General features: G+C 68.2%; 34 protein-coding genes and 1 pseudogene. 27 read left to right on the top strand and 8 right to left on the bottom strand.

Going from position 1 to position 23,862, the window contains the following annotated elements:
* Positions 1-17 precede the first annotated feature (17 nt).
* A complete protein-coding gene (locus ACMX37_RS15310; RefSeq protein ID WP_483146752.1) occupies positions 18-683 on the bottom strand; it encodes a YggS family pyridoxal phosphate-dependent enzyme in 666 nt (221 codons plus the stop codon).
* A 22-nt stretch (positions 684-705) separates the two neighbouring features.
* Here ACMX37_RS15310 and ACMX37_RS15305 point away from each other — a divergent pair, with 22 nt between their 5' ends.
* On the top strand, positions 706-1,242 hold the full coding sequence (locus ACMX37_RS15305; RefSeq protein WP_483146751.1) for a thiamine phosphate synthase: 537 nt from the start codon (positions 706-708) through the stop codon (positions 1,240-1,242).
* Positions 1,243-1,825: 583 nt separating this feature from the next.
* Here ACMX37_RS15305 and ACMX37_RS15300 read toward each other — a convergent pair.
* The 3 genes from ACMX37_RS15300 to ACMX37_RS15290 are packed head-to-tail and all read right to left on the bottom strand — an operon-like array spanning position 1,826 to position 3,224.
* Complete coding sequence (locus ACMX37_RS15300) at positions 1,826-2,170, bottom strand: hypothetical protein (RefSeq protein ID WP_483146750.1); 345 nt, start codon at positions 2,168-2,170, stop codon at positions 1,826-1,828.
* A gap of 2 nt (positions 2,171-2,172) precedes the next feature.
* Complete coding sequence (locus ACMX37_RS15295) at positions 2,173-2,565, bottom strand: hypothetical protein (RefSeq protein WP_483146749.1); 393 nt, start codon at positions 2,563-2,565, stop codon at positions 2,173-2,175.
* Positions 2,565-3,224 carry a LexA family transcriptional regulator gene (locus tag ACMX37_RS15290; RefSeq protein ID WP_483146748.1) on the bottom strand — a complete coding sequence of 220 codons (660 nt, stop codon included), beginning with the start codon at positions 3,222-3,224 and terminating at the stop codon, positions 2,565-2,567. Before ACMX37_RS15290 ends, ACMX37_RS15295 begins: the two co-directional genes overlap by 1 nt.
* Positions 3,225-3,331: 107 nt before the next feature.
* Between ACMX37_RS15290 and ACMX37_RS15285 the strand changes: the two genes are divergently transcribed.
* The gene (locus ACMX37_RS15285; RefSeq protein WP_483146747.1) at positions 3,332-3,580 is read left to right on the top strand and encodes a transposase; all 249 of its coding nucleotides are present in this window, start codon (positions 3,332-3,334) and stop codon (positions 3,578-3,580) included.
* Positions 3,581-3,666: 86 nt separating this feature from the next.
* Here ACMX37_RS15285 and ACMX37_RS15280 read toward each other — a convergent pair whose 3' ends face one another.
* Positions 3,667-3,897 (bottom strand): hypothetical protein, encoded by a 231-nt coding sequence (locus ACMX37_RS15280; protein ID WP_483146746.1) that lies wholly within the window; start codon positions 3,895-3,897, stop codon positions 3,667-3,669.
* Between the two features lie 77 nt (positions 3,898-3,974).
* On the opposite strand from ACMX37_RS15280, the gene ACMX37_RS15275 reads away from it, so the two are divergent.
* The 25 genes and pseudogenes from ACMX37_RS15275 to ACMX37_RS15155 all read left to right on the top strand — a co-directional run bounded on the left by ACMX37_RS15275 (position 3,975) and on the right by ACMX37_RS15155 (position 20,856).
* A complete protein-coding gene (locus ACMX37_RS15275) occupies positions 3,975-4,556 on the top strand; it encodes a hypothetical protein (RefSeq protein WP_483146745.1) in 582 nt (193 codons plus the stop codon).
* On the top strand, positions 4,553-4,780 hold the full coding sequence (locus ACMX37_RS15270) for a hypothetical protein (RefSeq protein ID WP_483146744.1): 228 nt from the start codon (positions 4,553-4,555) through the stop codon (positions 4,778-4,780). Before ACMX37_RS15275 ends, ACMX37_RS15270 begins: the two co-directional genes overlap by 4 nt.
* A complete protein-coding gene (locus ACMX37_RS15265; protein ID WP_483146743.1) occupies positions 4,777-5,055 on the top strand; it encodes a LexA family protein in 279 nt (92 codons plus the stop codon). Before ACMX37_RS15270 ends, ACMX37_RS15265 begins: the two co-directional genes overlap by 4 nt.
* Complete coding sequence (locus ACMX37_RS15260) at positions 5,055-5,360, top strand: hypothetical protein (RefSeq protein ID WP_483146742.1); 306 nt, start codon at positions 5,055-5,057, stop codon at positions 5,358-5,360. The genes ACMX37_RS15265 and ACMX37_RS15260 overlap by 1 nt, the downstream gene beginning before the upstream one ends.
* A complete protein-coding gene (locus tag ACMX37_RS15255) occupies positions 5,321-5,503 on the top strand; it encodes a hypothetical protein (RefSeq protein WP_483146741.1) in 183 nt (60 codons plus the stop codon). Before ACMX37_RS15260 ends, ACMX37_RS15255 begins: the two co-directional genes overlap by 40 nt.
* On the top strand, positions 5,500-5,694 hold the full coding sequence (locus tag ACMX37_RS15250) for a hypothetical protein (protein ID WP_483146740.1): 195 nt from the start codon (positions 5,500-5,502) through the stop codon (positions 5,692-5,694). Before ACMX37_RS15255 ends, ACMX37_RS15250 begins: the two co-directional genes overlap by 4 nt.
* The gene (locus tag ACMX37_RS15245; protein ID WP_483146739.1) at positions 5,691-5,849 is read left to right on the top strand and encodes a hypothetical protein; all 159 of its coding nucleotides are present in this window, start codon (positions 5,691-5,693) and stop codon (positions 5,847-5,849) included. Before ACMX37_RS15250 ends, ACMX37_RS15245 begins: the two co-directional genes overlap by 4 nt.
* Positions 5,849-6,556, top strand: a complete 708-nt coding sequence (locus tag ACMX37_RS15240; RefSeq protein WP_483146738.1) for a gp16 family protein — start codon at positions 5,849-5,851, stop codon at positions 6,554-6,556. Before ACMX37_RS15245 ends, ACMX37_RS15240 begins: the two co-directional genes overlap by 1 nt.
* Positions 6,553-6,744 (top strand): hypothetical protein, encoded by a 192-nt coding sequence (locus tag ACMX37_RS15235; RefSeq protein WP_483146737.1) that lies wholly within the window; start codon positions 6,553-6,555, stop codon positions 6,742-6,744. Before ACMX37_RS15240 ends, ACMX37_RS15235 begins: the two co-directional genes overlap by 4 nt.
* The gene (locus ACMX37_RS15230; RefSeq protein ID WP_483146736.1) at positions 6,741-6,935 is read left to right on the top strand and encodes a hypothetical protein; all 195 of its coding nucleotides are present in this window, start codon (positions 6,741-6,743) and stop codon (positions 6,933-6,935) included. The genes ACMX37_RS15235 and ACMX37_RS15230 overlap by 4 nt, the downstream gene beginning before the upstream one ends.
* Positions 6,935-7,342, top strand: coding sequence for a hypothetical protein (locus ACMX37_RS15225; protein ID WP_483146735.1), 408 nt, complete (start codon positions 6,935-6,937; stop codon positions 7,340-7,342). Before ACMX37_RS15230 ends, ACMX37_RS15225 begins: the two co-directional genes overlap by 1 nt.
* Before the next feature lie 69 nt (positions 7,343-7,411).
* Positions 7,412-7,735, top strand: a pseudogene (locus ACMX37_RS15220) (lysozyme); the annotation flags it as partial.
* A 94-nt stretch (positions 7,736-7,829) separates the two neighbouring features.
* Entirely contained in the window at positions 7,830-8,030 is a 201-nt protein-coding gene (locus tag ACMX37_RS15215; protein ID WP_483148444.1) for a hypothetical protein, read from the top strand.
* Positions 8,027-8,443, top strand: a complete 417-nt coding sequence (locus ACMX37_RS15210; protein WP_483148443.1) for a hypothetical protein — start codon at positions 8,027-8,029, stop codon at positions 8,441-8,443. The genes ACMX37_RS15215 and ACMX37_RS15210 overlap by 4 nt, the downstream gene beginning before the upstream one ends.
* Entirely contained in the window at positions 8,440-8,748 is a 309-nt protein-coding gene (locus ACMX37_RS15205) for a VpaChn25_0724 family phage protein (protein ID WP_483146734.1), read from the top strand. The genes ACMX37_RS15210 and ACMX37_RS15205 overlap by 4 nt, the downstream gene beginning before the upstream one ends.
* A gap of 1 nt (position 8,749) precedes the next feature.
* On the top strand, positions 8,750-9,325 hold the full coding sequence (locus ACMX37_RS15200) for a phage protein Gp27 family protein (RefSeq protein ID WP_483146733.1): 576 nt from the start codon (positions 8,750-8,752) through the stop codon (positions 9,323-9,325).
* Positions 9,325-10,737: a phage terminase large subunit family protein gene (locus ACMX37_RS15195; RefSeq protein WP_483146732.1), complete on the top strand. Its 1,413-nt coding sequence runs from the start codon at positions 9,325-9,327 to the stop codon at positions 10,735-10,737. The genes ACMX37_RS15200 and ACMX37_RS15195 overlap by 1 nt, the downstream gene beginning before the upstream one ends.
* Positions 10,734-10,916 (top strand): hypothetical protein, encoded by a 183-nt coding sequence (locus ACMX37_RS15190; RefSeq protein ID WP_483146731.1) that lies wholly within the window; start codon positions 10,734-10,736, stop codon positions 10,914-10,916. The genes ACMX37_RS15195 and ACMX37_RS15190 overlap by 4 nt, the downstream gene beginning before the upstream one ends.
* Complete coding sequence (locus ACMX37_RS15185; protein ID WP_483146730.1) at positions 10,913-12,370, top strand: phage portal protein; 1,458 nt, start codon at positions 10,913-10,915, stop codon at positions 12,368-12,370. Before ACMX37_RS15190 ends, ACMX37_RS15185 begins: the two co-directional genes overlap by 4 nt.
* A gap of 279 nt (positions 12,371-12,649) precedes the next feature.
* Positions 12,650-13,204, top strand: a complete 555-nt coding sequence (locus ACMX37_RS15180) for a host-nuclease inhibitor Gam family protein (RefSeq protein ID WP_483146729.1) — start codon at positions 12,650-12,652, stop codon at positions 13,202-13,204.
* Complete coding sequence (locus ACMX37_RS15175; protein ID WP_483146728.1) at positions 13,201-13,548, top strand: hypothetical protein; 348 nt, start codon at positions 13,201-13,203, stop codon at positions 13,546-13,548. The genes ACMX37_RS15180 and ACMX37_RS15175 overlap by 4 nt, the downstream gene beginning before the upstream one ends.
* Entirely contained in the window at positions 13,545-14,768 is a 1,224-nt protein-coding gene (locus ACMX37_RS15170; protein WP_483146727.1) for a hypothetical protein, read from the top strand. Before ACMX37_RS15175 ends, ACMX37_RS15170 begins: the two co-directional genes overlap by 4 nt.
* Before the next feature lie 178 nt (positions 14,769-14,946).
* Positions 14,947-15,735 carry a DNA adenine methylase gene (locus tag ACMX37_RS15165; RefSeq protein ID WP_483146726.1) on the top strand — a complete coding sequence of 263 codons (789 nt, stop codon included), beginning with the start codon at positions 14,947-14,949 and terminating at the stop codon, positions 15,733-15,735.
* 159 nt (positions 15,736-15,894) lie between these two features.
* Complete coding sequence (locus ACMX37_RS15160; RefSeq protein WP_483146725.1) at positions 15,895-18,321, top strand: DNA translocase FtsK; 2,427 nt, start codon at positions 15,895-15,897, stop codon at positions 18,319-18,321.
* 186 nt (positions 18,322-18,507) lie between these two features.
* Positions 18,508-20,856: a TonB-dependent receptor gene (locus tag ACMX37_RS15155; RefSeq protein ID WP_483146724.1), complete on the top strand. Its 2,349-nt coding sequence runs from the start codon at positions 18,508-18,510 to the stop codon at positions 20,854-20,856.
* 7 nt (positions 20,857-20,863) lie between these two features.
* On the opposite strand, the gene ACMX37_RS15150 is transcribed toward ACMX37_RS15155, so the two are convergent.
* The 3 genes from ACMX37_RS15150 to ACMX37_RS15140 all read right to left on the bottom strand — a co-directional run bounded on the left by ACMX37_RS15150 (position 20,864) and on the right by ACMX37_RS15140 (position 23,714).
* Positions 20,864-21,436 carry a GDYXXLXY domain-containing protein gene (locus ACMX37_RS15150; RefSeq protein WP_483146723.1) on the bottom strand — a complete coding sequence of 191 codons (573 nt, stop codon included), beginning with the start codon at positions 21,434-21,436 and terminating at the stop codon, positions 20,864-20,866.
* On the bottom strand, positions 21,433-22,569 hold the full coding sequence (locus ACMX37_RS15145; protein ID WP_483146722.1) for a DUF2157 domain-containing protein: 1,137 nt from the start codon (positions 22,567-22,569) through the stop codon (positions 21,433-21,435). The genes ACMX37_RS15150 and ACMX37_RS15145 overlap by 4 nt, the downstream gene beginning before the upstream one ends.
* An 86-nt stretch (positions 22,570-22,655) precedes the next feature.
* Positions 22,656-23,714, bottom strand: coding sequence for a substrate-binding domain-containing protein (locus ACMX37_RS15140; protein WP_483146721.1), 1,059 nt, complete (start codon positions 23,712-23,714; stop codon positions 22,656-22,658).
* Positions 23,715-23,862 lie beyond the last annotated feature (148 nt).

Raw genomic sequence — 23,862 nt, 5'->3', positions numbered from 1 at the left:
TCGTGGCGGAGAGGGCGTCAGCCGCGCGCGCCGAACAGCGCCGTGCCGACCCGCACGTGGGTCGCGCCGAGCATCACCGCGGTCTCGTAATCCCCGCTCATGCCCATGCTGAGGCCGGTCACGCCATTGTCGGCGGCCAGCTTGGCCAGCAGCGCGAAGAAGGGCGCCGCCTCGGTGTCGGCGGGGGGAATGCACATCAGCCCGGCAAGCGGGATGCCGGCCACCCGCACCTGCGCGAGAAAGTCGGGCAGCTCGGCGATCGGGCAGCCGCCCTTCTGCGGCTCGTCGCCGATATTGACCTGCACGAAGCACGGCACCTGCCGCCCGGCCTTGTCCATCGCCTTTGCGAGCGCGGTCAGCAGTCTTGGACGGTCGAGCGAGTGGATATAATCGAACAGCGCCACGGCTTCTTCCGCCTTGTTCGATTGCAGCTGGCCGATGAGGTGCAGCTCGATACCGGGATGCGCCGCCTTCAATGCGGGCCATTTCCCCTCTGCCTCCTGCACCCGGTTCTCGCCGAACACGCGCTGGCCGGCGTCGATCAGCGGCTGGATCGTCTCGGCCTGATGGGTCTTGCTCACCGCGATGAGCGTGACCGAGGACGCCTCGCGGCGGGCGGGCTTGCACATCCGCGCGATGTTGGCGCGGACTTCGGCGAGGCGGGTGGCTGCTGCGTTTTCCATCGAGGCGCTCTATAGCGGGTGCGTGCCCCGCGCAAAGACCCTCCCCGCCCTGTGGCTGATCTCCGACGCGAGAAACGATGCGGTTCTCGAGCGGGCCCTCGCCGCGCTGCCGCGCGGCTCGGGGTTGATCTACCGGCACTATCATCTGGACGGGCCGGAGCGCCTGGCGCGATTCCGCGCGCTGCGGCGGGCGGCGCGGGCGCGCGGGCACCGGATCGTGCTCGCGGATTCGGCCCTCACCGCGCGCGAGTGGGGGGCGGACGGGATCTATGGCGCGCCCCGGGCGCTGTGGCCGCGCCGCCGTGGCCTGGTTCACCTCGCCACCGCGCACAGCATGGCCGAGCTCGGGCTGGCGGCGCGGCTGGGGGCGGATGCGGCGCTGCTCTCGCCGGTCTTCCCGACCCGATCGCACCCGGGCGGCGGGGTGCTGGGTGCCGTGCGTTTCCGACTGCTGGCGCAGGCGGCAGGGCTGCCTGTGATCGCGCTGGGCGGGATGAACCCCCGCCGCGCCCGCGCCCTCGGCTGGCGATGCTGGGCCGCGATCGACGGATTGAGCTGATGGTGGAGAGGCGCGGCGACGACCAGTTCTACTGGCAGGCCTGTCAATTCGTCGTCAGAGGCCGAAGGCCGAGCGCCACGGTTCTCCAGCGCCGGTTCTTCTCGGTTCCTCGGGACTGGCTCCATTGATCGCGCCGCGGGGGCGTGTTAGATGACAGGACGTTCTGGAGTGTCGTCGAGCGGGATTTTGTGGGATTGCCCGGGTTTGGGCGGACCAAAACTGGCGGGTTTCTGCGGCATTGATGAGGAGCGCGAAAAAATTGGCGATCGCGTCCTGTGTCTAGAGTGATGGCCCATTTAGACGATCAAATGACGCAAGCGGCTGGAGTGCCGCGATCTGATGGGATGCCCTTCTGAGGCGCGGAAATCCGCCATTCATGGGCCTCTGAGAGGCTTCTAGGGCGGTTCTCGCAGGGGGCCGAGAGGGCCGCGAAGTGGGACACAACCGGGACAGCGCGCGGAGATCGGCGGCTGATCCCGCTCCAGGCAACCGGAACGGCGGATTTCTGCGGGTGAGGAAGCCGATCGAGCTGGACTGCGCGCTCAGAGTGGCCGCGGCGAAGTGGGCGGGTTTTTCGGCCCCGTCATGGGATCGAAAGCACGTCCTTCATGCTGTCCCGAACCTCATCCGATGCAAGGTCCGCCGCCGCCCTGCCAGCCTCGTCGCCGCACCGCTCGTAGATGGCTGTGAGCTGCATCTGCTGCACTTTCAAGCTGAGGTCCCGCAGGCTTTCCTGCTCCTCCCGATCGACTTCGACCCCGACGGTGCGAGCGAGCGCGCCAGCATAGACATGCGAGGTGTAGCTTTCGACGGATCTGAGGAAATCCTGTTCCATGCCGCGGCAGACCCGCCACTCGTTGGCGAAATAGCCTCCGGTGCCAAGCGCAACCACGCCTGCGGACGCGAGCACGATCAAACCGGGGCGCATGTTCAGGTGCCCGGGGCCTCGAACTGATCCTTCAGCTCTTCATACTCTGTGCCGTCAACGATCTGCAGATCGGCCCGGCCGGTCATGAAGCCGCTCTTGATCTGGCAGCGAACATAGCGGGTTTCGCCAGGCTCGACGGTCACCTCGACGCTGCTGGTCTTGTTCTCGAGGATGTAGCGGCCGGGCTTGACCTGCCACTCGAACGCCTTGCTGCGGCCGAGCTCCACCAGCTCGTTGCCCTTGTACCGGATCGGGCATCCCAGCGCGGCGCCAACCACCGATCCGCGGCGATAGAGGATGATCTTGCCGCCTTCTTCTGCGGTGCCCGAGTTGATCGGGGCCGGTTCGGCGGCCTGCGCTGCGAGCGCGAGGGCAATTGCCTGAAGAATGAACATCATAGCCTCCTTACCACTGCGATGACGCGGCCTATCACATGCAGCTCGCCGTCGACAGCTGTCTGCGGGCGAACCAGGTGGTTGTCGCTGTGGAGCTCGACCGCACCGCCAGGAAGCTGGCGCAGGCGCTTGATCATGCCGACTTCGCCGTGAGTGACCGCCCAGATCCCGTCATCCATGCGGGGCGTGTCCTGCGATCGGTCGATCAGGATGACCTCGCCGCTGCGGATGGTCGGCTCCATGCTGTCGCCGTCGCCGATCGCCCAGAACAGATGGCGGGGGGCGGTAGCAGTGATCGACCGCAACCACCCGCGCGAGAACGGCCGGCGCTCGACCGCGACGGGGCTGTCGGTGAAGCTCGCGCCCATGCCATAGCGAAGATCGATCTGGTCCAGCTCGACGGTGTCCTCGTCGGACGGCTTTTCGATGATGTAGTCGGGATAGGTGAAAGCCTGCCGCTCTTCTCCTGGGCGAACGCCAGGCCAGCCGGGGAATGTGGGATAGGCGGCGCGAAGTCGCTCGAGGGTCGAGGCGCTGAGCCGCGCCTCAGCGGATCCGTTGGTCATCCGCTGGATCGTGCGCGGGCTGACCTTGGCCTTGGCCGCAACCTGGGCAGAGGAAACGCCAGCAAAGTCCACGAGCGCGCGGACCAGCTGCATGTCTTCTTCTATGCCAGACATTGCAGGGCGCTACCAATTCCGGTGCGTAAATCGGAGCGGAAAAAAATACGTTGAGGGGCGTAAGAAATTACGCTACCGCCCGAGGCATGGAACAGCAATCGATCGTCAGGGAAATCGAGCGGCGGGCGAAAGCCTCGCGGGTTTCCATCGCCGAGCTCTGCCGCAGGGCGGGCATCTCCCCGGATACCTTCTTCAAGTGGAGGAAGACGCCCCGGAACCCGGACCCGGTCGGGGCCAACCTGCATTCGGTCGAGGCGCTGTATCGCGAGCTCGACAAGATTGAGGCCGAGGACGCCAAGCGGCTTTCCGGCCGCGGGAAGGCGGTGGCGGCATGATCGACACCGGCTTCGCCGATTCCAACGTGGTGCGGCTGACCCTTCGGGCGATCCGCCTGAAGACCGCGACCCGGCAGGCGCAGGCCTCAATCGAGGCACTTGCGCACCTCCTCGGTCAGCATCGCCAGCCGCTGGCCGGCCAGAACGCGCCCCTGCGCGAGCAGGGAGTCGGCCTGCCCTGCGGCGATCAGCAGCGCGGCATCGACGGTGGGGCGGTCGGCAGCGCCGAGCGCAACGCACTGCGCGAGGACGAGCTGCTGCAGGGCGTAAAGCTGCTCGCGCAGCTGCTCGATCGAGTTGAGGTCGGCATTCGACATGGGCTGTTCTCCTGTGCTGGTGGCGAGGAAGCTACCGGAGCAGCAGGTGCGGCGCATCGTCTATGTGGGGGTGCGGAATGAACGCTCGCCCGCTGCTCACCAGCGCGCAGCTGCTGGAGCTTGCGCCTGCCGACGTGCTGATCCCCGAGCGGATCGGCTTCCTCCACGAGGACAAGGCTGCGGCGCTTGGTCGCCTGATGGCGGTCGACGGCCAGCGCGACCCGATCAAGGTGGCGCGCAACCTGCCGAGCAAGACGATCGAGGACGTCGTCGCCGAGGGCAAGAAGCCGTGGCGACTGGTGACCGGGATGCACCGCCTGACGGGCGCCCTGATGGAGGGCATCACGGTCTTCGCGATCGAGGTGAACGGCAAGCCCGAGGACCTCGCCGATCTGGAGGCCTCGGAGAACCTGCACCGGCGCCCGCTGGGGCCCATTGAGCGGGCCAAGTTCACCGCCGCGCTGGTGACCGCCGCGCAGGACCGGATCGCGCGCGAGCATGGCAACCTGTCGCAGCAGCAGCTCGCGGTGAAGGCGCGCTGGGACCGCGTCAGGCACTTCGAAGAGACCGCTGAGGCAGCTCTCAGGGACGAGGTCGAAGATATTTGCTTACACCGCGCCAGCAGGATGCGCTGCGGTTCATCACCGGCTTCGAGATGAAGCATGGACGCGGGCCTTCGACTTTCGAAGTCGCAGACGGCCAGTTCGGTGGCGATCTCCAGACCACTCAGGGCGTGGTCGGCGAACTTCTGGAGATGCGCAAGCTGCGCCGCTCGTTTCCGACCAACACCAGCAAGCTTCAGGCGCTTGCGCCCCTGCCCGTGCCGCGTTCGCCATTCGGGGAGCCGCTGCACTTCGTTCGCATCGGGGGGCTGTCAGCATGATCAGCCTCACGCTCCGCCAGCAGGACGCGCTGCGCTTCATCGTCGGATACGAGGAGATCAACGGTGTCCCGCCGCTGATGAAGGAGATCGCCGAGGGCATCGGCTGCCGCAGCCTGAATGCCGCCTTCCAGCTGGTCGACGGCCTCGAGAAGCGGCAAGCCGTCGCGCGCTCCAATGCGCAATGGCGCGGCATTAACGTCCTGCGCCCGATCGCCATCCCGCGCGCGCCCGACGGCGCGCCGCTGCGCTTCGTCCGCGTCGGAGGGCAAGGCTGATGGCCTACGAGCCCCCGCACAACGAATGGAACGAGCTCGACGCTGCCCAGCGCAGCGAGGCCGAGCTGCGCCGGATCATGACCGAAGGGCCGGGCAAGGTCACCAACCGCGAGCTCGAGCTGGCGCGGCGCGATGCGATGAAGGCGATGGTGGTCGGCCTGCCCGACCCGCGCGATGTCGCGGCCACGCTCGAAACCGCCGACCCCGAAGCTGCCGAGGTGCTCCGCCAGGCGTGGATCAGCAGCAAGCAGCCCTACGCCGGGGCGTGGCGCGTATCCGCCGCTATCTCGAGAACATCGCCCTGACCCCTGACAGCGGGGGCCTGCGCGAATGCAAGCAGCTGATCGAGGCGGCGACGATGCTGGCCGTGGCCGAGGACCGCGGCCTCTCGATCGCCGACCTGCGCGACGCCCAGAGCGAGCGCGCCACCCGGTGGATCCGCGCATGATCGCGCCGGCTCCCGCAGCGCGGCACGTTGCCGATGTGCCGCTCACCGAGCTGGTCGATCTTGCGTTCGCCAGCCTCGAAAGGGGGCAGGCGTTCAACGCGGCGCATTTCCTGCGCGTCGCTGCCGACCGGTTGGAGAAGAAGGCCCAGCAAGCCCACCTCGTGGTGGTGGCGATGGGACTGAAGCCGTGACCCGCTTCCTCGACCTCTGCCGCTTCATCGCCGCGCAGAATGACGCGGTGAACGGCCCCGGCGCCTCGCGCGCCGATTCCATCGCGATGGGGCTGGGTCTCGTCGCTTTCGCGGTCTTCGCCGTCGCGATCGCCGCCATCACAGGAGACGCCTGATGGGTCTTGCTCTCACCACCACCGCCGCGCCCGCGCGCTTCCCGGTCGATCGCCGCCGCCGCGCGATGCTGGCCAAGGTCCATGTCGCCAAGAAGGACCTCCGCCTCGACGAGGACGACTATCGCCAGATCCTGCTCGAGGAGACCGGCCAGACCAGCGCGGGCAACTGCACCGAGGCCGAGCTGGAGCGGGTGCTCAAGCGGTTCGAGGCACAGGGCTTCAAGCCGCTGCCGAAAGCCGGTCCGGCCGCAGCGAACCGCCCGGCACAGCACCCCGTGGCGCGCAAGGCGCGGGCGCTGTGGATCAGCCTCTATCACCTCGGCGCGGTCGAAAGCCCGAACGAGAAGGCGCTGGAGAGCTTCGCCCGCCGCCAGCTCAAATGCGAACGGCTCGTCTGGGCGGACCAGCGGCAGGGCTACAAGCTGATCGAGGCGCTGAAGGCGATGGCCGAACGGCATGGCTGGGCGCAGACCGATGCCAACGGCAACAACTGGACCGTCCTGCGCCTCAAGGAACGGCTGTGCGAGGCGATCGTCGCCAAGCTCAAGACGGCCGGCGCGATCCCGGCCGACTGGACGCTCGATATCGCCGCCTTCCGCCTGTGCGGGATCGAGACCGGCGTGGGCGGGCCGGTCACCGCCGAAGGCTACGACGCGATCGCCCACGCCCTGGGCAAGAAGCTGCGCGCAGCGGGAGGTGGGAAATGAGCATAACAATCGGATGGTGGGGCATACCCACCTTCATCACAATCGCAGCGATTTACATCGCCTTGCGCGAAAGCCCCGAGCAACGCGGCGACTATGATTTCGGTAGCGGGATTATTGCTGTGCTTTACCTCGCCGCTGCGGTCATCGTCTCTCTGGTCGCTTGGCTTGTGTGGGCGATCCTCGCATGAACGCCCGCACCACCTTCGCGCGTCCGGCGCCGCTCTGCTACCACGGGGGCGAGGTCAACCGCTGCCCCCAGTGCGGCAACAAGGGCTGGCACGTCGGCCGCGTCACCGCCGAATGCAGCCACTGCGGCCACCCGCTGCCGCTGGCGCAGGCAACCATCACCGGCGCCCCGGCCGAGGCGACCGAGCACTGATGACCAACCCCGCCGAGCCTCTCCCCCAGGTGCTGGCCGATATCGCCCGGATCGCGGGCGAGGAAGCGGCGCGCCGGGTGGCGGGAGCGGTCGGCGGCACCCGCGTCTATATCCCGCCCGCGCCCGGCCCGGATCACTGGCTAAGCCGCCTCGTCGGCCAGGAAGCCGCGCGCAAGATCGCCGATCACTTCACCGCCGGCATCGGCGGGGCGCGGGTCGATATCCCGCTCGGCGACACCGGCTTCATCGCCAGCCAGCAAGCCAAGATCGACGCGATGATCCTCGCCGGAAGGTCCGAACGTGACATTGCGCTCGCCTGCGGATACACCGGCCGCGGCGTCCGCAAGCGCAAGGCGCGCCTTCAGGCCCTGCGCGATTCGCGGCAGGGCGACCTGTTCCGGGGCTGAGGCCCGGCCAAGAGCAGGAACGTGTTCCGGGGCGCAGCGCCCCCCGATTTCCCCCATCCAGCGGCGGCTATGACCACCGCTCTTCTCTCCGAACGCATGCTGCTCGAGATCGCCGAGCACGAGGGCCTCGTGCTCGAGGCTTACCGTTGCAGCGCGGGCGTGCTGACCTGGGGTTTCGGCGTCACCAACGCCAGCGGCCACCGGGTGGAGCGGTACATCGGAAAGCCCTCGACCATCGAGCGCGCGGTCGAGGTCTTCGAGTGGCTGCTGCGCACCAAGTACCTGCCCGAAGTGCTGGCAGCCTTCAGGGGGCGCACGCTGACCGAGGCCCAGCTCACCGCTGCCGTCAGCTTCCACTGGAACACCGGTGAGATCGACAGCGCGATCTGGGTGCGCAACTGGATGGCCGGCAACGTCGCAGCGGCGCGCGAGGCCATCATGAATTTTTCCCGCCCGCGCGAGATCATCCCGCGGCGGCAGGCTGCTGGTGAGCTTCATCCTGCTGGTCACCGTCCAGCTGTGGATCATCGAGAGCCGCCCCGGTTGGCTGTTCGCCTTCGTCGTCGCCATCGGCCTCGGCTTTTCCGGCTTCTCCCTGCTCGAGCTGTTCGGCGAGCAGGTGAAGGAATTCCTGCGCCGCGCCTTCGCCTCGGCCACCTCCACCATCAAAGGACCAGACGGCCAATGAGCTCCGGCAACATCCTCGAGCTGGCGATCATCGCCTTCATCGTCATCGGCATCACGATCGCGGCCTGGCGCGGCGGCGCGCGCAACCCGGTCGGCACCGGCGGGCTGGACAAGAAGATCAGCGAGCTGAAGGGCGAGGTGCAGGAAGTCACCACCCGGGTCGGCAACCTGGTCGAGCGGGTCGAGAAGATCGAGGGCGACACCGCCAGCGCGGCCGACATCAAGCGGCTCGAGAAGGCGATCGACAGGCTGGCGAACAAGCAGGCCGATCACGAATCGCGGCAGCGGGCTCTGGCCGACAGGCAGTCGGAACATGCCGCGATCTCGGCCGGGACCGCCGCCAAGGTCGACCACATCGACAAGAACCTCTCGCTGATCATGTCCGTCGTCGTGCCGAAGGGGATGGAGAAGTGAGCCTGAAAGCCGATCTCGCCGAAGCCATCGCCCGCGAGGCGCGGCTGCGCATCCTGCAGGTGCTGAGCCAGCAGACCGATGGGAGCCTGTCCGACCTGCTGCTCAAGCGGACGATGGACTATTACGGCTACCGCCGCGACCGCGACTGGATCCGCACCCAGATGCGCAAGCTCGAGGCGCTGGGCGCGGTCACCGTGAACGAGGCCGAGGACGTCCTGTTCGCCACGCTGGCGCCTGCCGGCCGCGATCACCTGGAAGAGCGCGTCGTGCTGGAAGGCGTGCTGCGCCCCGCCGAGGTGCGCTGAGATGGCCCGCAAGCCCAAGCGCGAGGGCCGCGGGCACCTGTCGTCGATCGACCTGCTGCCCGACGAGGCCGAGGCCGCGATCGTCTGGGCGAACGACCAGCTGCGCGAGCGCAAGCTCCCGGCCGCGGTGATCTTCGCCGAGTTCAACGAGAAGCTTGCCGATGTCGGCCTCGGCCCGATCAGCAAGAGCGCCTTCGGCCGCTATGCGGTGAGAAAGGCGATCCAGTTCCGCCGCCTCGACGAGATCCAGAAGATGGGCAGCGAGCTCGCCCGCACGATGGAGGCCAAGGCCCCCGACGAGGTCACCGTCGCGGTGGCCGAGCTGGTGAAGGTCGCCGCCTTCGAGATCCTCGAGGAGGGCGAGGTCTCGACCGCGGGCCTGATGCAGATCAGCCGCGCGCTGCAGTCGGCAGTATCGGCCCAGAAGACCAGCGCCGAGTATCGCGAGCGGCTCGAGAAGGAAGTGCAGGCCCGCCTTGCCGAGGCGGCCAAGGAAGCGGGCGAGATCGGCAAGAAGAAGGGCGTCTCGCCCGAGGCGCTGGCCGCGATCAACCGCGCGCTGATGGGGCACGGCTGATGGGCAATGCCAAGTGCATCCCGGCCGCGCCCGATGCGATCTTCCTGCCTTACCAGGCGAAGTGGATCGAGGACGATTCCCGGCTGAAGCTGATCGAGAAGAGCCGCCAGATTGGTCTCAGCTGGGCGACCGCCTATGCCGCCGTCTCGCGCACCGCGCTGGTGACCGCGCGGCTCGACCAGTGGGTCAGCTCGCGCGACGATATCCAGGCGCAGCTCTTCCTCGAGGACTGCAAGTTCTGGGCGGGCAACCTTGCGATCGCGGCCGAGGACCTCGGCGAGCAGGTGCTCGACCCGGGCGATCGCCAGACCGCCTACGTCCTGCGCTTCGCCAGCGGGCGCCGGATCAATTCCATGTCCTCCAACCCGAACGCCCAAGCCGGTAAGCGCGGCCCGCGTATCCTCGACGAGTTCGCGCTCCATCCCGATCCGAGGAAGCTGTGGACCATCGCCTATCCGGGGATCACCTGGGGCGGATCGATGGAGCTGATCAGCACCCATCGCGGCAGCCAGAACTTCTTCAACCAGCTGGTCCGCGAGATCCGCGAGCAGGGCAACCCCAAGGGCATCAGCCTGCACACCGTCACCCTGCAGGACGCGCTCGACCAGGGCTTCCTCTACAAGCTCCAGCAGGCGCTGCCGGCGGACGATCAGCGCCAGGCGATGGACGAGGCTGCCTATTTCGATTTCGTCCGCAGCGGCGCGGCCGACGAGGAGAGCTTCCAGCAGGAATACATGTGCCGCCCGGCCGATGATGACGCGGCGTTCCTCGAGTACGATCTGATCGCCCGCTGCGAATATCCGCAGGACGCCGCCTGGGAGACGATCGAGGACGGGACGCTGTTCCTCGGCGTCGATATCGGCCGCAAGAAGGACCTCACCGTCCTCTGGCTGCTCGAGAAGCTGGGCGACGTCTTCTACACCCGCGCGGTCATCACCCTGCAGGCCATGCCCAAGCCGGAGCAGGAAAAGGTGCTCTGGCCCTACATCGCGCAGGTGCTCGCCAGCGGCGGCCGGGTGGCGATCGACAACACCGGCCTCGGCATTGGCTGGGTCGACGATGCCCAGGCGAAGTTCGGCAAGTACCGGGTCGAGGGCGTCAACTTCACCGCCCAGTCGAAGGAGGCGCTCGCCTACCCGGTGCGCGGCACGATGGAAGACCGGCGCCTGCGGATCCCCTACGATCCGAAGATCCGCGCGGATCTGCGCAGCGTGACCAAGCAGGTGACCGGCGCCGGCAACATCCGCTTCACCGCCGAGCGCACGCCCGACGGGCACGCCGACCGCTTCTGGGCGCTGGCGCTGGCGATCCACGCCGGCAGCGACGGCAAGACCGCGCCCTGGCGGCCGCTCGCCGGGATCACCCCCAAGAGCGACGTGCTCGACCTCGATGCGAACTGGATCCCGGCATGAAGATCGGCACCCATAACCTCGGGCACAACGCCTTTTCTCAGATGACGATGGTCAAGCTCGAGGCCGGCGCGATGATCATCCGGCAGGTCGTGCCGGGGATAAAGGGCGGTGCGGCTGCCACCAGAGAGATCACTCTTTCCGCCAACCAGATCGCGCTGCTGAAGGACGTCCTGGCATGAACCTCCCCGCAACCACCACCAGCAGCTCGGGCGGCAACTTCCTGACCAAGGCGCTCGCCCGCGTCACCACCTCGCTGACCCAGATGCGCCATGCCGCGCAGTCGCTGTTCTTCGGCGGGCTGCTGAAGCGGACCCGGTTCGACTATGCGCGCGAGGTCGGCGACATGCTCGACGCCTCCGTCGTCATGGCCCCGGTGATGTGGCTCCAGCGCGCGCTGCCGGAGGCGACCCTCGCCATGCGCGAGCGGCTCCAGGGCGGCAAGGTCCAGCCGGTGGAGGAGCATCCGCTGCTCGAGCTGATCCGCCACCCCAACCCGCATTATGGTGACATCGCGCTGTGGAACGGGGTGATCGCCGATTTCTGCCTATGGGGCGATGCCTACCTGCTCAAGGTCCGCGACCTTTCCGGCACCGTGCGCGAGCTGTGGTATGTCCCGCAGTTCATGATGGAGCCGAAGGCGGGCCTCGACGGCACCGAGTTCCTGTCGCACTACTGGTACACGCCCGGCACCGGCTATGGCCGCATCCCGATCGACCCGGCCGACGTCATCCACTTCCGCAACGGTCTCAACCCGCGCGATCTGCGCCGCGGCTATGCGTGGTTCGGGGTGGCCATGTCGAACTTCGTTGGCGGCCTGTCCTACTCGTCCGTCATCGACGTGCGGATCATGCGCGGTGTCACCGGCAGCTTCAACGACCAGAGGCTCAACGGTTATTGCATCGTTGGCTGCGACATTGCAGCCGGCCGGATCGAGTTCGCCTTCGCTGAGCGTGGCGCGCTCATTTACAGCAACACGCTGACGAACCCGCCCGGAGGAACCTTGGCGACGATTGGTGTCATTTGCTCGGCAAATGGCCTCAATTATGGCGGGGTTGCGGTCGTCCAGAACCTTGCCGTCAGGGTTAACACCGGCGGCGATCCCAACATCCGCGTAGCCGGTGACAGCGACCCGGGCAATCTCACGCACTTCGTCTGCCATCACAACACGACCCCCGGCGTGGCGGGCTTCGGGCGCTGGAATGTCGTTTACGATGAAACGGGGTCAACCGCACGCACGCACATCTTGGTGAGTTTCAAGGGCAACCTCGGCCCGCAGCTCAACACCAAGGGCGACGTGTTCATGACCAACGGGGCGCGGATCGGCAACTTCCCGTTTCATCATGGCGTCGGCTGCGCGGGGGTCTTCGCAGAAGGTCTGGACAGCGCGGGCGGTGGGCTGTCGTTCGGCCAAGCCTATGCGGGGGTTAACAGCGTCATCAATGGCGGCGCTGCGCTGTATGTCGATAACCGCGCAGTGACGGCGGGCCCTGTCGCGGGCACCACTGGCGGCAACTATCGCCTGCAATCCGGCTCACCCGCGAAGAACCTCTTTAGCGAGTATCTTCTCGGCTTTGACATCGCCGGCAACCCGCGCCCGACAAGCGGCATGGTTGATGCGGGGTGCTACGCATGATCAGTGTAGTGTCGCCGGCGACCTCACCACTGTCTGTCGTCGAAGCACCGGTCGCAAGGATAAGCCGGAGTGCAGCCGTCCTGCCCATGAGGGCAACGATGCGCGAACAGGCGGCGCAGCCAGCGCAGGATGGTGCGGAAGCGACCCACCCCGCCGAGGCTACTGGCGTTTCGGCTGAAAAGCAACCGGTTGGCTTGCCTGTGACCGCCTGCCTTGGCGCGCTGCTCGCCGTGCCAAGACCTATCAATCTCGCCTAATCGACTTGAAGGAGACCCCCTGATGTCCCGTCGCAAGGATAAAGCCGTCCCCGCGCCCACCAGCACGGCCGAGGCAACCCTGATGATCGGCGAGTTCGTCGCGATCGAGCGCGAGAAGGCGCTCGAGCGGCTCGCGGCCGAGGCGGCGATCGACCGCGTCAAGGCCCAGCGCGACCAACGGCTGCGCGAGCTCGAGGTGCAGGCCCAGCCGCTGTTCGCCGGGCTGAAGGCCTGGTGGGAAGCCGGCGGAAAGGACGAGCTGGCCAAGGGCAGGCGCTCGGCCGAGATCGCCGGCGCCAAGATCGGCATCCGCCTCACGCCGCCGGCGGTGAAGCTGAAGCGCGGGGTCAAACTTGGGGACGTGGTCGCGTGGCTGGGCGGTCTGCGCTGGGTTCGCGCCCGCGACTTCCTGCGCACCAAGGTCGAGCTGGACCGACAGGCTGTGATCAAGGCGGTGCAGGCAGAGCAGGACATCGCCGAGATCTTCGCCGAGCGCCTTACGGTGGAGCAGGCCGACGAGTTCTTCATCGACACCGGCCTCGACGAGGACGAGTTGAGGAAGGAACTGGTGGCATGAGCCGCGCAGTCTTCAGGGTCGGCGAGGACATCAGCGTCGGCATCATTGTCGATCCTGCCGCCGTCGCCTCGATCCAGTCCGTGCGCGCGTGGATGGTGCGCAGCGACAACCTCGCGCGGTTCGTGCCCTTCCCGGGTGCAACACCGATCGAGATGGTTGCCGCCCCGCGATCGGCCACCGGCGAGATCGGCCCTGGCTGGAACTTCACCCTGCCGGCGGCGCAATCCGGCGAGCTCGCACCCGGCACATACGGGATCGACGCCCAGGTGATCTTCACCGGCGGCGCCGAGGAGCTGAGCGAGGAGACGCTCCTGATCGACCTGACCCGGGCAGCAGTGCCGTGAGCCCCTTCCTGATCCGCTGGCTGGTGCCCGCGCGGCGTGCCAAGATCCGCTGGATCACCCCTGCCGGCGTGCTAGCGGCGTTAGTGCGTGAACCGATGACGCCGCTCGCGGGTTTCGTCGTGCCGGCCAGCCCGGCCGGTCCTGCCGGGGCGACCGGACCGCAGGGCCCCGCCGGACCGAAGGGAGACAAGGGCGATCCGGGTGACACGGGCCCGGCCGGGGCGACCGGCGCGCAGGGTCCCGCCGGGCCTGCCGGTCCGAAAGGCGACAAGGGCGACCCGGGCGACACCGGCCCCGAAGGCCCGCAAGGTCCTGCCGGCCCCGCCGGGGAGACCGGTCCTGCCGGTCCCAAGGGCGACACCGGCGACACCGGCCCCGCCGGGGCGACCGGGGCGCAGGGGCCCGCCGGTCCCAAGGGCGACAAGGGCGATCCGGGCGACACCGGCCCGGCCGGGGCAACCGGGGCAACCGGACCGCAGGGCCCTGCCGGTCCGACCGGCCCCCAGGGCCCGCAAGGCGAGCCGGGCGCCAGCCTGTCCCCGCTCGGCCTGTGGGATTACTGGGTCGAGTGGCGGCCGCTCAACCAGCAGACCACCGGCTTTGGCTGGCAGGGCACCGCCGTCGCCTCGGGCACCAGCAACTCCGGGATACCTTCGGGCAGTCTCCAGGGCTTCAACCGCTACGGCGCCTTCATCCGCTCGAGCACCTCGGCGAACGGGGGCTGGCGCTATTCGACCACCAGCCTCGTCGCCGACCAGTTCGGCACGATCAGCCACAAGTTCCGCGCGCAGTTCCTCTGGCGGACCGATTTCACCGGGCGCACCGTCCGCCTCGGCTACTTCGACACCACCGATCACACCGACGCGACCGACGGCGCCTATTTCGAGATCGTCGGCTCGACCATGAGCGCGAAGACCGCGAACAACTCGGCGCGCACGCCGCACCCGACGACGCTGACGCTCTCGCTCGACGTGGCCTACACCTTCGACATCGAGGTGAACGCCGCCGGCACCGAGGTGCGCTTCCGCGTCTTCGCGGGCACCAACACGATGCCGGTCTACGACCAGACCGTCACGGCCACCATCCCGACCGGCTCCGCCCGCACCTTCGGCTGCGGCCTCATCGCGACCGAATCGAGCACCAGCGCCAGCGACATCGGGATCGTCTACATGCTCGGCGAGGGGACCGTCGCCGGCTTCGAACGGGCGAGGGGCGCATAGTGGCGTGCTGCTTCGTGCTGACACGCTGAAGAACGAGTTGGCCGCCGCCTGAAACGGGGGTGGCCGGGGCGCTGCAACGCCCCGAGCCGCGAGGCTGAAGCTCGCACCTGGGGCCGTCATGACCGGCCCGTCTGGCTCCCCCGGCCGCAAGCGGCGGAGCCTGCTATAGGTGTAACCCATGAACGAAGAATTGATTGCCGTGCGCCCGGTCCAGCCGATCGCGCCCTGGCTGGGCGGCAAGCGCGCCCTCTCCCGGCGGATCGGGGAGCGCATCGCTGCGACCCCGCATACCCGCTATGTCGAGCCATTCGTCGGCATGGGCGGGGTGTTCTTCCGCCGCCCGGCCCGGCCGAAGCTCGAAGTGATCAACGACGTGAATCGCGATGTCGTGACGCTCTTCCGGATCCTGCAGCGCCACTACCAGCAGCTGCTCGATGTGCTGAAGTTCCAGCTTTACTCGCGGGCCGATTTCGAGCGGCTGCGCGCCACCCCGGCCGACCAGCTGACAGACCTCGAGCGGGCTGCCCGCTTCCTCTACCTGCAGAAGACCGGCTTCGGCGGAATGGGGCGGACGTTCGGGATCGACTATTCCCGGCCGCGCTGGAGCCTCAGCAAGCTGGAGCCGATGCTCGAGGCGGTCCATGAGCGGCTCGAGGACGTGCTGATCGAGTGCCTCGACTTCGGCACCTGCATCGAGCGGTATGACAGCCGGCCGGGAACGCTGTTCTACTGCGATCCGCCCTACTGGGGGCACACGGACGACTATGGGAAGGACATCTTCTCAGAGGCAGATTTCCAGCGTCTGAGGGACCTCTTAGGCGGGCTTCAGGGGCGCTTCATTCTGTCGCTGAATGACCGGCCCGAGGTGCGCGAGATGTTCGCCGGCTTCGAGATGGAGGAGGTCGAGCTCAACTACCGAGCCAGCGGGAAGGTCACACCAGCCCGCGAGCTGATCATAAGCTGCTGAATCGCGCAGGGCTCGGCTACGGGAGGGGCTGGAGTGCGCTGCGAAGTGCTCCAGCTTCTCTTGTCAGAGACTCCAGAAGCTTGTGTCCCGCTACAGGGCGAAAAGATTTGACCCGCCGCGCCGCAGGATTCATGATGTGTTCCGCTCAGGAGACACCCCATGGCCAGCCGCGCGGTCGCACCCGTCAAACCCGGTCGCCAGACCCCCGCTCGCCAGACCGACGCCGAATGGCGCGCCGGCCTGCGCCGGTCGCTGCGCCGCATCGCGCAGATGGCGGGCGCGGGGCTGCTGCTCGGCGCGGCGGTGTTCCTCGCGCTCGCGCTCGCAAGCTACACCCAGACCGACCCGAGCCCCTCGACCGCCGCCGATCCGACCGAGGTCGCCAACTGGATGGGCCGCCCCGGGGCCTGGGTGGCGGACCGCGTGCTGCTGGTTTTCGGCCTGCCCGGGATGCTTCTGCTGCCGCTGCTCTATGTTTCCGCGCGCAAGTTGTGGCGCGATGTCGAGAACGGCGAGGCGCCGGAGACCACCGCCTGGTGGACGCCGACCGCGCTGCTGCTGATCGCCATGACTCTCGTCGCCACGGTGCTGAGCCTCGTCTTCCAGGGCCCCGGCGGCACCCTGCCCGCGCAGGCGGGGGGGCTGGCCGGGCTGCTCGGCGCAGGCGCGATTCAAGCGGTGGCGGCCCGCTTTGGCGAGGGCGCGCAGGGCTGGGTGATCCTCGGCCTCGCGCTCGCCTGCCTTGCGACGGGGGTGGCGCTGCTCACCCGCATCTTCGCGATCGACTGGCGCGTGCTGATGAGCCTGCCCGAATTCCTCGGCGGCGGGTCGCTGGCGGGGCTCATGCGGCGCCTGCCCCTGCCGGGCCGCGCGCGGCAGGAGGCGCTGGCCTTCGCCGGCGATCTGGACGACGACGAGGACGAGGCACCCGCCCGCCCGCGCCCCCGGCCGAAGGGCGAGGCCCTGCCCGACCGTGACGACAAGCCGCGCCGTCCTCCGGAAATCTCCGATCCCTCCGCGCCGCCCAAGCGCGCGCCCTCGGGCAAGACCGCGCAGCGCGACATGTTCGCCCCCTACAACCTGCCGAGCCTCGACCTCCTGGCCGAGCCGCCGGCGGACAAGGGCCCCAAGCTCGACAAGCTGGCGCTGGAGCGCAACGCGCGCCTGCTCGAGAACGTGCTCGACGATTTCAACGTCAAGGGCGAGATCACCGCGGTGCGCACCGGCCCCGTGGTCACCATGTACGAACTCGAGCCCGCGCCCGGCATAAAGGCGAGCCGCGTGGTCGGCCTCGCCGAGGACATCGCCCGCAACATGAGCGCGATCTCCGCGCGCGTCTCGCCGATCCCCGGGCGCACGGTGATGGGCATCGAACTGCCGAACCAGGACCGCCAGACGGTGATGCTGAAAGAGCTCGCCGCCGCGGCCGCTTTCGCCGATGCCAAGGGCAACCTGCCGATCATCCTCGGCAAGGACATCGCGGGCGAGCCGGTGATCGCCGATCTTGCCGCCATGCCGCACCTGCTGGTCGCAGGGACCACCGGTTCGGGCAAGTCGGTCGGGCTCAACGTGATCCTGCTCTCGCTGCTCTACCGCTTCACGCCGGCCGAGCTGCGGATGATCCTGATCGATCCCAAGGTGCTCGAACTCAGCGTCTACGACGACATCCCGCACCTGCTCTCGCCGGTGGTGACCGAGGCGTCGAAGTCGGTGCGCGCGCTGAAGTGGGCGGTCGAGGAGATGGAGCGGCGCTACCGGATGATGAGCGCGATCTCCTCGCGCAACATCAACTCCTTCAACGAGAAGGTCTCCGCCGCGATCGCGAAGGGCAAGCCGCTCGGGCGGCGGGTGCAGACTGGCTTCGACCCGGAGACCGGCGAGCAGTTGTTCGAGGAGGAACAGCTCGATTACCAGCCGCTGCCGCAGATCGTGCTGATCGTCGACGAGCTTGCCGACCTGATGGTGACGGTCGGCAAGGAGATCGAGGTGCTGATCCAGCGCCTCTCCCAGAAGAGCCGCGCGGCGGGCATCCACCTCATCATGGCGACCCAGCGCCCCTCGGTCGATGTCATCACCGGGGTGATCAAGGCGAACCTCCCCACCCGCATCAGCTTCAAGGTGACGAGCCGGATCGACAGCCGCACGATTCTCGGCGAACAGGGCGCCGAGCAGCTGCTGGGCCGGGGCGACATGCTCTACAAGCCCAACACCGGCGCGATGGTGCGCGTGCACGGCCCCTTCGTCTCGGACGAGGAGGTCGAGGCGGTCGCCAAGCACTGGCGCGCGCAGGGCGCGCCCGAATATGTCGACGCGGTCACCGAGGAGCCGGAAGAGGGCTTCGGTTTCGGCTTCGACGACGACCTCACCGCCTCGGACAATCCCGAGGAGCGCAAGTATCGCCAGGCCTGCCAGATCGTCTTCGAGAATCAGAAGGCATCCGGCAGCTGGCTCCAGCGCCAGATGGGGGTGGGCTACAACACCGCCGCCAAGTGGATCGAGCGGATGGAGGAGGACGGCTTCGTCGGCCCCGCCAACCACGTCGGCCGCCGCGAGATCTTCCGCGACAAGGACGGGAATCCCTTGTGAAGTAGGCCGCCTTCGGCGGGGTGGGAGGTCTGCATCGCGCGCCAGCGCGATCTCATCGACGATGCATTTCGGCAACGTCCCGGAATTGTAAACACGCCGTAATCCGCGCTTCATCGCGCGGTCGCGCAGGCGTCACCATCGGGTGCCACGGGCAGGGCCTCTCTCACGCAACAGGGAAGCCATGACATGACCCGCACCCTCTCCCCCCGCGCGTCGCTGATCGCGCTCGCCACGCTTCTTGCCGCCGCGCCGCAGGCCGCCTTCGCGCAGGACAGCGAAACCGCCGCCGCCGAGGACCAGAAGAACTCGGGCAACGAGATCATCGTCACCACCCAGAAGATCGAGCAGCGCGCATTGGACGTGCCTATCACCATCTCGGCGCTGGGCGGCCAGCGCATCCGCGAACTGGGCGTCACCGATCTCGACGAGCTGTCCTACTACACCCCCGGCCTGCTCATCCAGGAGCAGAGCGCCAACAACCCCGGCGTGGTGATCCGCGGCATTACCTCCGACAGCGGCTCGGCGCAGGAAGGCCCGCGCGTCACGCTCTACTATAACGGCATCGACATCTCGCGCTCGCGCGGGTCGTACCAGGCCATCTACGATCTGGAACGCGTCGAGGTGATCAAGGGCCCGCAGGCGACCCTGTTCGGCACGGCCAGCGCGGTCGGCGCGATCAGCCTCGTCTCGGCCCGCCCGCGCGAGGGCTTCTCGGCGGAAGTCCGCGGCGGCTACGGCAATTTCAACCAGACCCTGCTCGGCGGCTTCGTGAATGTCGGCTCGGACACGCTCGCCTTCCGCCTCGCGGGCGAGTGGCGCACCCGTGACGGCTATGTCGAGAACCTCAGCCCGAACCAGGAGAAGGATCTCTACGCGCAGGACCAGCTCGGCCTGCGCGCCTCGCTGCGCTGGACCCCGACCACCGACCTGACCGTCGACCTCGTCGGCACCTACGACCAGCAGCGCAACGGCGGCACGCCCTTCATCTCGGCGCGCTTCCCCGGCTCGACCGCCTCGCCCGGCGGCGCGGCCAACGCCTTCGTCCCCGCCAATCTCGGCGGCAACCCGGCGGGGGCTGCGGTGCTGGGCGACGACCAGCTCGGCCTCAACCGCGAGGTATACGACCTCAACCTGACGCTCGACTACCAGTTCGAGGACGACTGGTCCTTCACCACCGTCAACGGCTACCGCGAGTTCGACAGCCGCGAGGTGTTCGACGCCGACGGTACCGCCGCGCCCTTCCTGGAATTCTCGGAAATCGCCGACGGCTGGCAGTTCAGCCACGAAGGCCGCTTCACCTATTCGGGCGACAGGCTGCGCGCCAGCTTCGGATGGAACGCCTTCATCGAAGACGGCCGCCAGAACGTGCCCTTCGCCAGCGAGGAAGGCCTGTTCCTCCAGTGCCTGACCACCCTGTTCGGCGTGCCCCCCGCAGGCCGCCCCTTCGGCACCACCCCCTGCGTCGCGGCCGATGGCAGCGTTCCCGCGCAGGGCATCACCAACTTCCAGTACAGCTCGGTGTTCGAGAACCAGGGCCGCAACGAGGCCTATTCGGTCTTCGCCGACGCCACCTGGATCCCCTTCGATGCGCTCGAGCTGACCGCGGGCGTGCGCTTCCTCGATGAATACCGCCGCTCGGGCTTCTTCGCGCGGGTGCCCAACGCGCGGCTGACCGGCGGTCCGCTGATCCCCGGGCAGATCGACACCCGCGGCCAGACCTTCGTCGCCGACGAGCGGTTCGGGGCGGTGCTGCCGCGCTTCAACGCGCTCTACCGCGTGAGCGACGACGTGAACGTCTTCGCCACCGTCTCCAAGGGCCGCCGCTCGCCGGTGGTGCAGGTGAACGCGCGGCGTCAGGGCAACGACGTGCTCGCCAACCGCACCGACGTGCTGGAAGAGATCGTGTGGAACTACGAGGGAGGGATTAAGCTCGCCACCGGCGGTGTCTCGGGCTCGCTCGGGGTCTATTACCAGATCTACGACAACTTCCAGGTCTCGGTCCCGGTGCTCGATGCCAACGGCAACCCGACCGGCGCCTTCCAGACCCGCAGCGCCGGCTCGGCGAGCAACCTCGGGGTCGAGGGCGAGCTGGCGGTCGACGTGACCAGCTGGCTCAACGTCTTCGGCAACTTCGGCTATATCGACGGCGGGATCGACGATGATCCGGCCAACGGCACCTTCGCCGGATCGCGCTTCCGCCTCCAGCCGGAATGGCAGGCCTCGGGCGGCTTCACGGTCGATTACGACTTCGGCGGTGCGCGGTTCTTCGCCACGCCCAGCATCACCCACCGCAGCACGATCTTCTTCCAGGTGCCCAACACCGCGCTGATCTCGCAAGGCCCGGTGACGCTGGTCAACGCCCGCGCGGGCCTGAGCTTCGCCGATGCGCGCTACGAGATCGCGGGGTTCATCAGGAACGCCTTCAACGAGGACTTCCTGCTCGATGCGGGCAACACCGGCGGGGCCTTCACGATCCCGACCTTCATCCCGGGCGAGCCGCGCTTCTACGGGGTGGAAGTCACCGCGCGGTTCTGATCGCGCATTACTGCGACATGATGGCGGGCGGGGGACGCGTGTCCTCCGCCCGTTCGCTTTGCGCGTCGCGCTCGGCGATCTCGGCGGGGGTGAGCGGGCGGAAACGGATCGCGACGGGCGTGAAGCTGCCGTTCTCGCGCTGGCGGATCGTCACGATCCCGCGCTGGTCGCGGTTGCGCAGTTCCTGCTCGAGCTGCGCGGCGCGGTCCTGCCCGATGTAGAGCCGGCCGCGCGCCAGGCTCTCCCAGCCGTAGACGCCGCTGCCGTCGGCCCGGACCCGCGCACCGCGGCAAGGTGCATCGGCAGAGATGGGCCTGACCCGCGCCAGCGAGGGTGCCGCGCCTTCGAGGCACAGGGCCTCGAGCGGCAGGTTGCTGAATTCGTCGATCCCCGGCCAATCGTAGCCGAACTCGACATAGTGCCCGCGCAGGTAATCGCGCGGATCGTATCCCTGGATCGGCACCTCCCACTCGGTGCCCTGATTGTAGGCCCTGTCGCTCATCGCCCAGAGACCCGCGAGACCCGCGACGGGGAGGATCGCGGCGAGGAGGCGCGCGCCTGCGTGCTTCGGGCGGCTCATGCGGCACTTCCCTTGCGGGGCGCGAAGCGCCTCGAGATGCGCACCGCGCCCCACGCAACCGCGAGGATCATCACCCCGGCGAGGATCAGTCCGAAGCCGCTCATCAGCAGGTCCGCGGCGAGCTCGAAGCTGAGGATGATCAGCCGCACCGCGATCAGCCCGACCGCGATCTGGAACAGCACCCGCCACGATGCTGCCAGCGCGGCAGCGGCAATCCCGGTCCACAGCGCGAAGAACGCGAGCGCGGCCGGGACGGTCTCTCCGCTCAGCAGGTAGGCAAGGGGCACCGTCGCTCCGGCAGCGATGATCACGATCCCCGTCATCCGTCCCGACATCCCGGAGCGCGCCGCGATCACCCCGATCCCGGCCAGCGCGCCCAGCGCGCCTGCCAGGAGCACGCTCGCCCATTCGCCGGCGACGTTCCGGTCACCGAACCCGTCCCACGCCGCGATGGCGGTCGCGAGGGAGGCAGAGCCGACGGCATAGGTGAAGGCGAGCTCCTCGAGGTCGCACCAGAAATCCTCGCGCGCGCTGCGGCTCTGCAGCCATGCGCCGAGCGGAGCGAAGAACACCGGCGCGGTCAGCACCGTGGCGAGCCATAGCTGGCGCGCTAGGTCGGGGTTGCCGTTCCGCGAGGTCGCATAGTCCCACGCGCACCACACGGCCCCGCCCATCAGCGCCGCAGCCGTCGGCCAGCCCCGCCCCGTCAGCAGCAGCAGCGGCGCGAAGAGGACAATCCATACGCCAAGCGGCTGCCACAGCGGCGAGGAGGTCTGGTAGACCTGCCCGAGATGCCCGAAGAAGGTGAGCCCGAGCGCAGCGGCAACGAACGCCAGAGTCTCCACGGCCCACGGCGATTGCGCCGCCAGCCGGTCCTCGCGCGCGAACAGCAGGCTCAGCAAGCCGGCGATCAGCGCGAGGTGCACCGACAGGCGCACAAGCCCCGGGATGTCCTCCCAGTTCGCCGCCACCACGGACACAAGGCCGAGCCCGATGGCGAGCGCGCCGATGCCCCACACCGCCCACAGCAGGAGCGGGCGGGCGTGGTCGGCCTCGTAAGCCGTGAGGCGATCGCGCGTCGCAGCGTCGATCAGGCCGGCATCATGCCACTGGGCGATCTTGCGCGCGCTCATGCGGGCAGCCTAGCGCCCCGCCATCAGCGGCGCAATCATGGCAAGGCGCCCTCAAGCAGCGTGGCGGTAGGGCAACAAAAACCCGCTTAGTCGGATTCGAGCTCCGCCTTGGTCAGCACGGTCATGCCCTGCACCTTGGCGGCGTTGGCCTGCATCGTCTCGGGCGGCATGGCGACCATCCCGATCCGCGCCAGCGGGCCTTCCCGGCCCCAGCTCTTGACCCATTCCTTCATGAAGTCCTCGAGCCCGGGGATCGCGCGCATGTGCGATTTCTTGACGTAGACGAACAGCGGCCGCGCGCCCGGATAGGCGAAGCTGGCGATGTTCTCGTAGGTCGGGGGCACGCTGTTCATCGGCAGGCCCTGCACCCGGTCGGCGTTCTCCTCCATGTAGGAGAAGCCGAAGACGCCCACTGCGCGCGGGTTGCCGACGATCTTCTGGACGATCAGGTTGTCCTGCTCGCCCTGGTCGACATAGCCGCCGTCGTCGCGCACTTCGGTGCAGATCTGGTTGAACTTGTCCTCGTCGCTCTCCTTGAGCGCCTTCATCTCGGGATTGGTCTTGCACCCGGCCAGCAGCACCAGCTCCTTGAGCGCGTCGCGCGTGCCCGAGGTGCTCGGCGGGCCGTAGACGAGGATCGGATCGGCGGGCAGCGCCGGGTCGACATCCTTCCAGGTCTTCGCCGTCTGCGGACGGCCATAGGGCTGCGCGGCGAGCGCCTCGTAGACCGTCTTGGGCGAGAGGTTGAGCATGATGCCGCCCTTGGCCGAGGCGAACACGATGCCGTCGAGCCCGACCTGCAGCTCGATCACCTCGTCGACCTTGTTCGACACGCAGCTATCGAATTCCGAAGGCTTCATCCGGCGCGAGGCGTTGACCATGTCGGGGGTGTTGGGGCCAAGGCCCGAACAGAACAGCTGGATGCCGTTGCCGGTGCCGGTGGATTCGATCAGCGGCGAGCGCATGTCGGGATAGGTGCGCGAGAAGTTCTCGGCCACGAGCTTGGCGAAGGGATAGACCGTCGAGGAGCCGACGGCGTGGACCGACTGCGCCCCCGACCCGCCGTCGTCGCAGGCGGCAAGGGTGGTCGCGGCAAGCGCCAGAGCGGCGCCGGTCTTGAGAAACGCAGGGGTTCGGTGTGTCATGAGTGATCCTGATGGGCGAGGGCAGAGGCCGTCGCGCGGCGCGCTCTACGACGCTTTCGTGACAACGCGGTTACGGTCGCACCGTCATGGCTGGCAACAATCCGGGCGGGCGGACGAGCGGCACTTGCATGGAACGCAATCAGTTGGA

Source organism: Porphyrobacter sp. THAI-01a, assembly GCF_056868655.1.
This window is presented reverse-complemented; position numbering and strand designations above follow the sequence as displayed.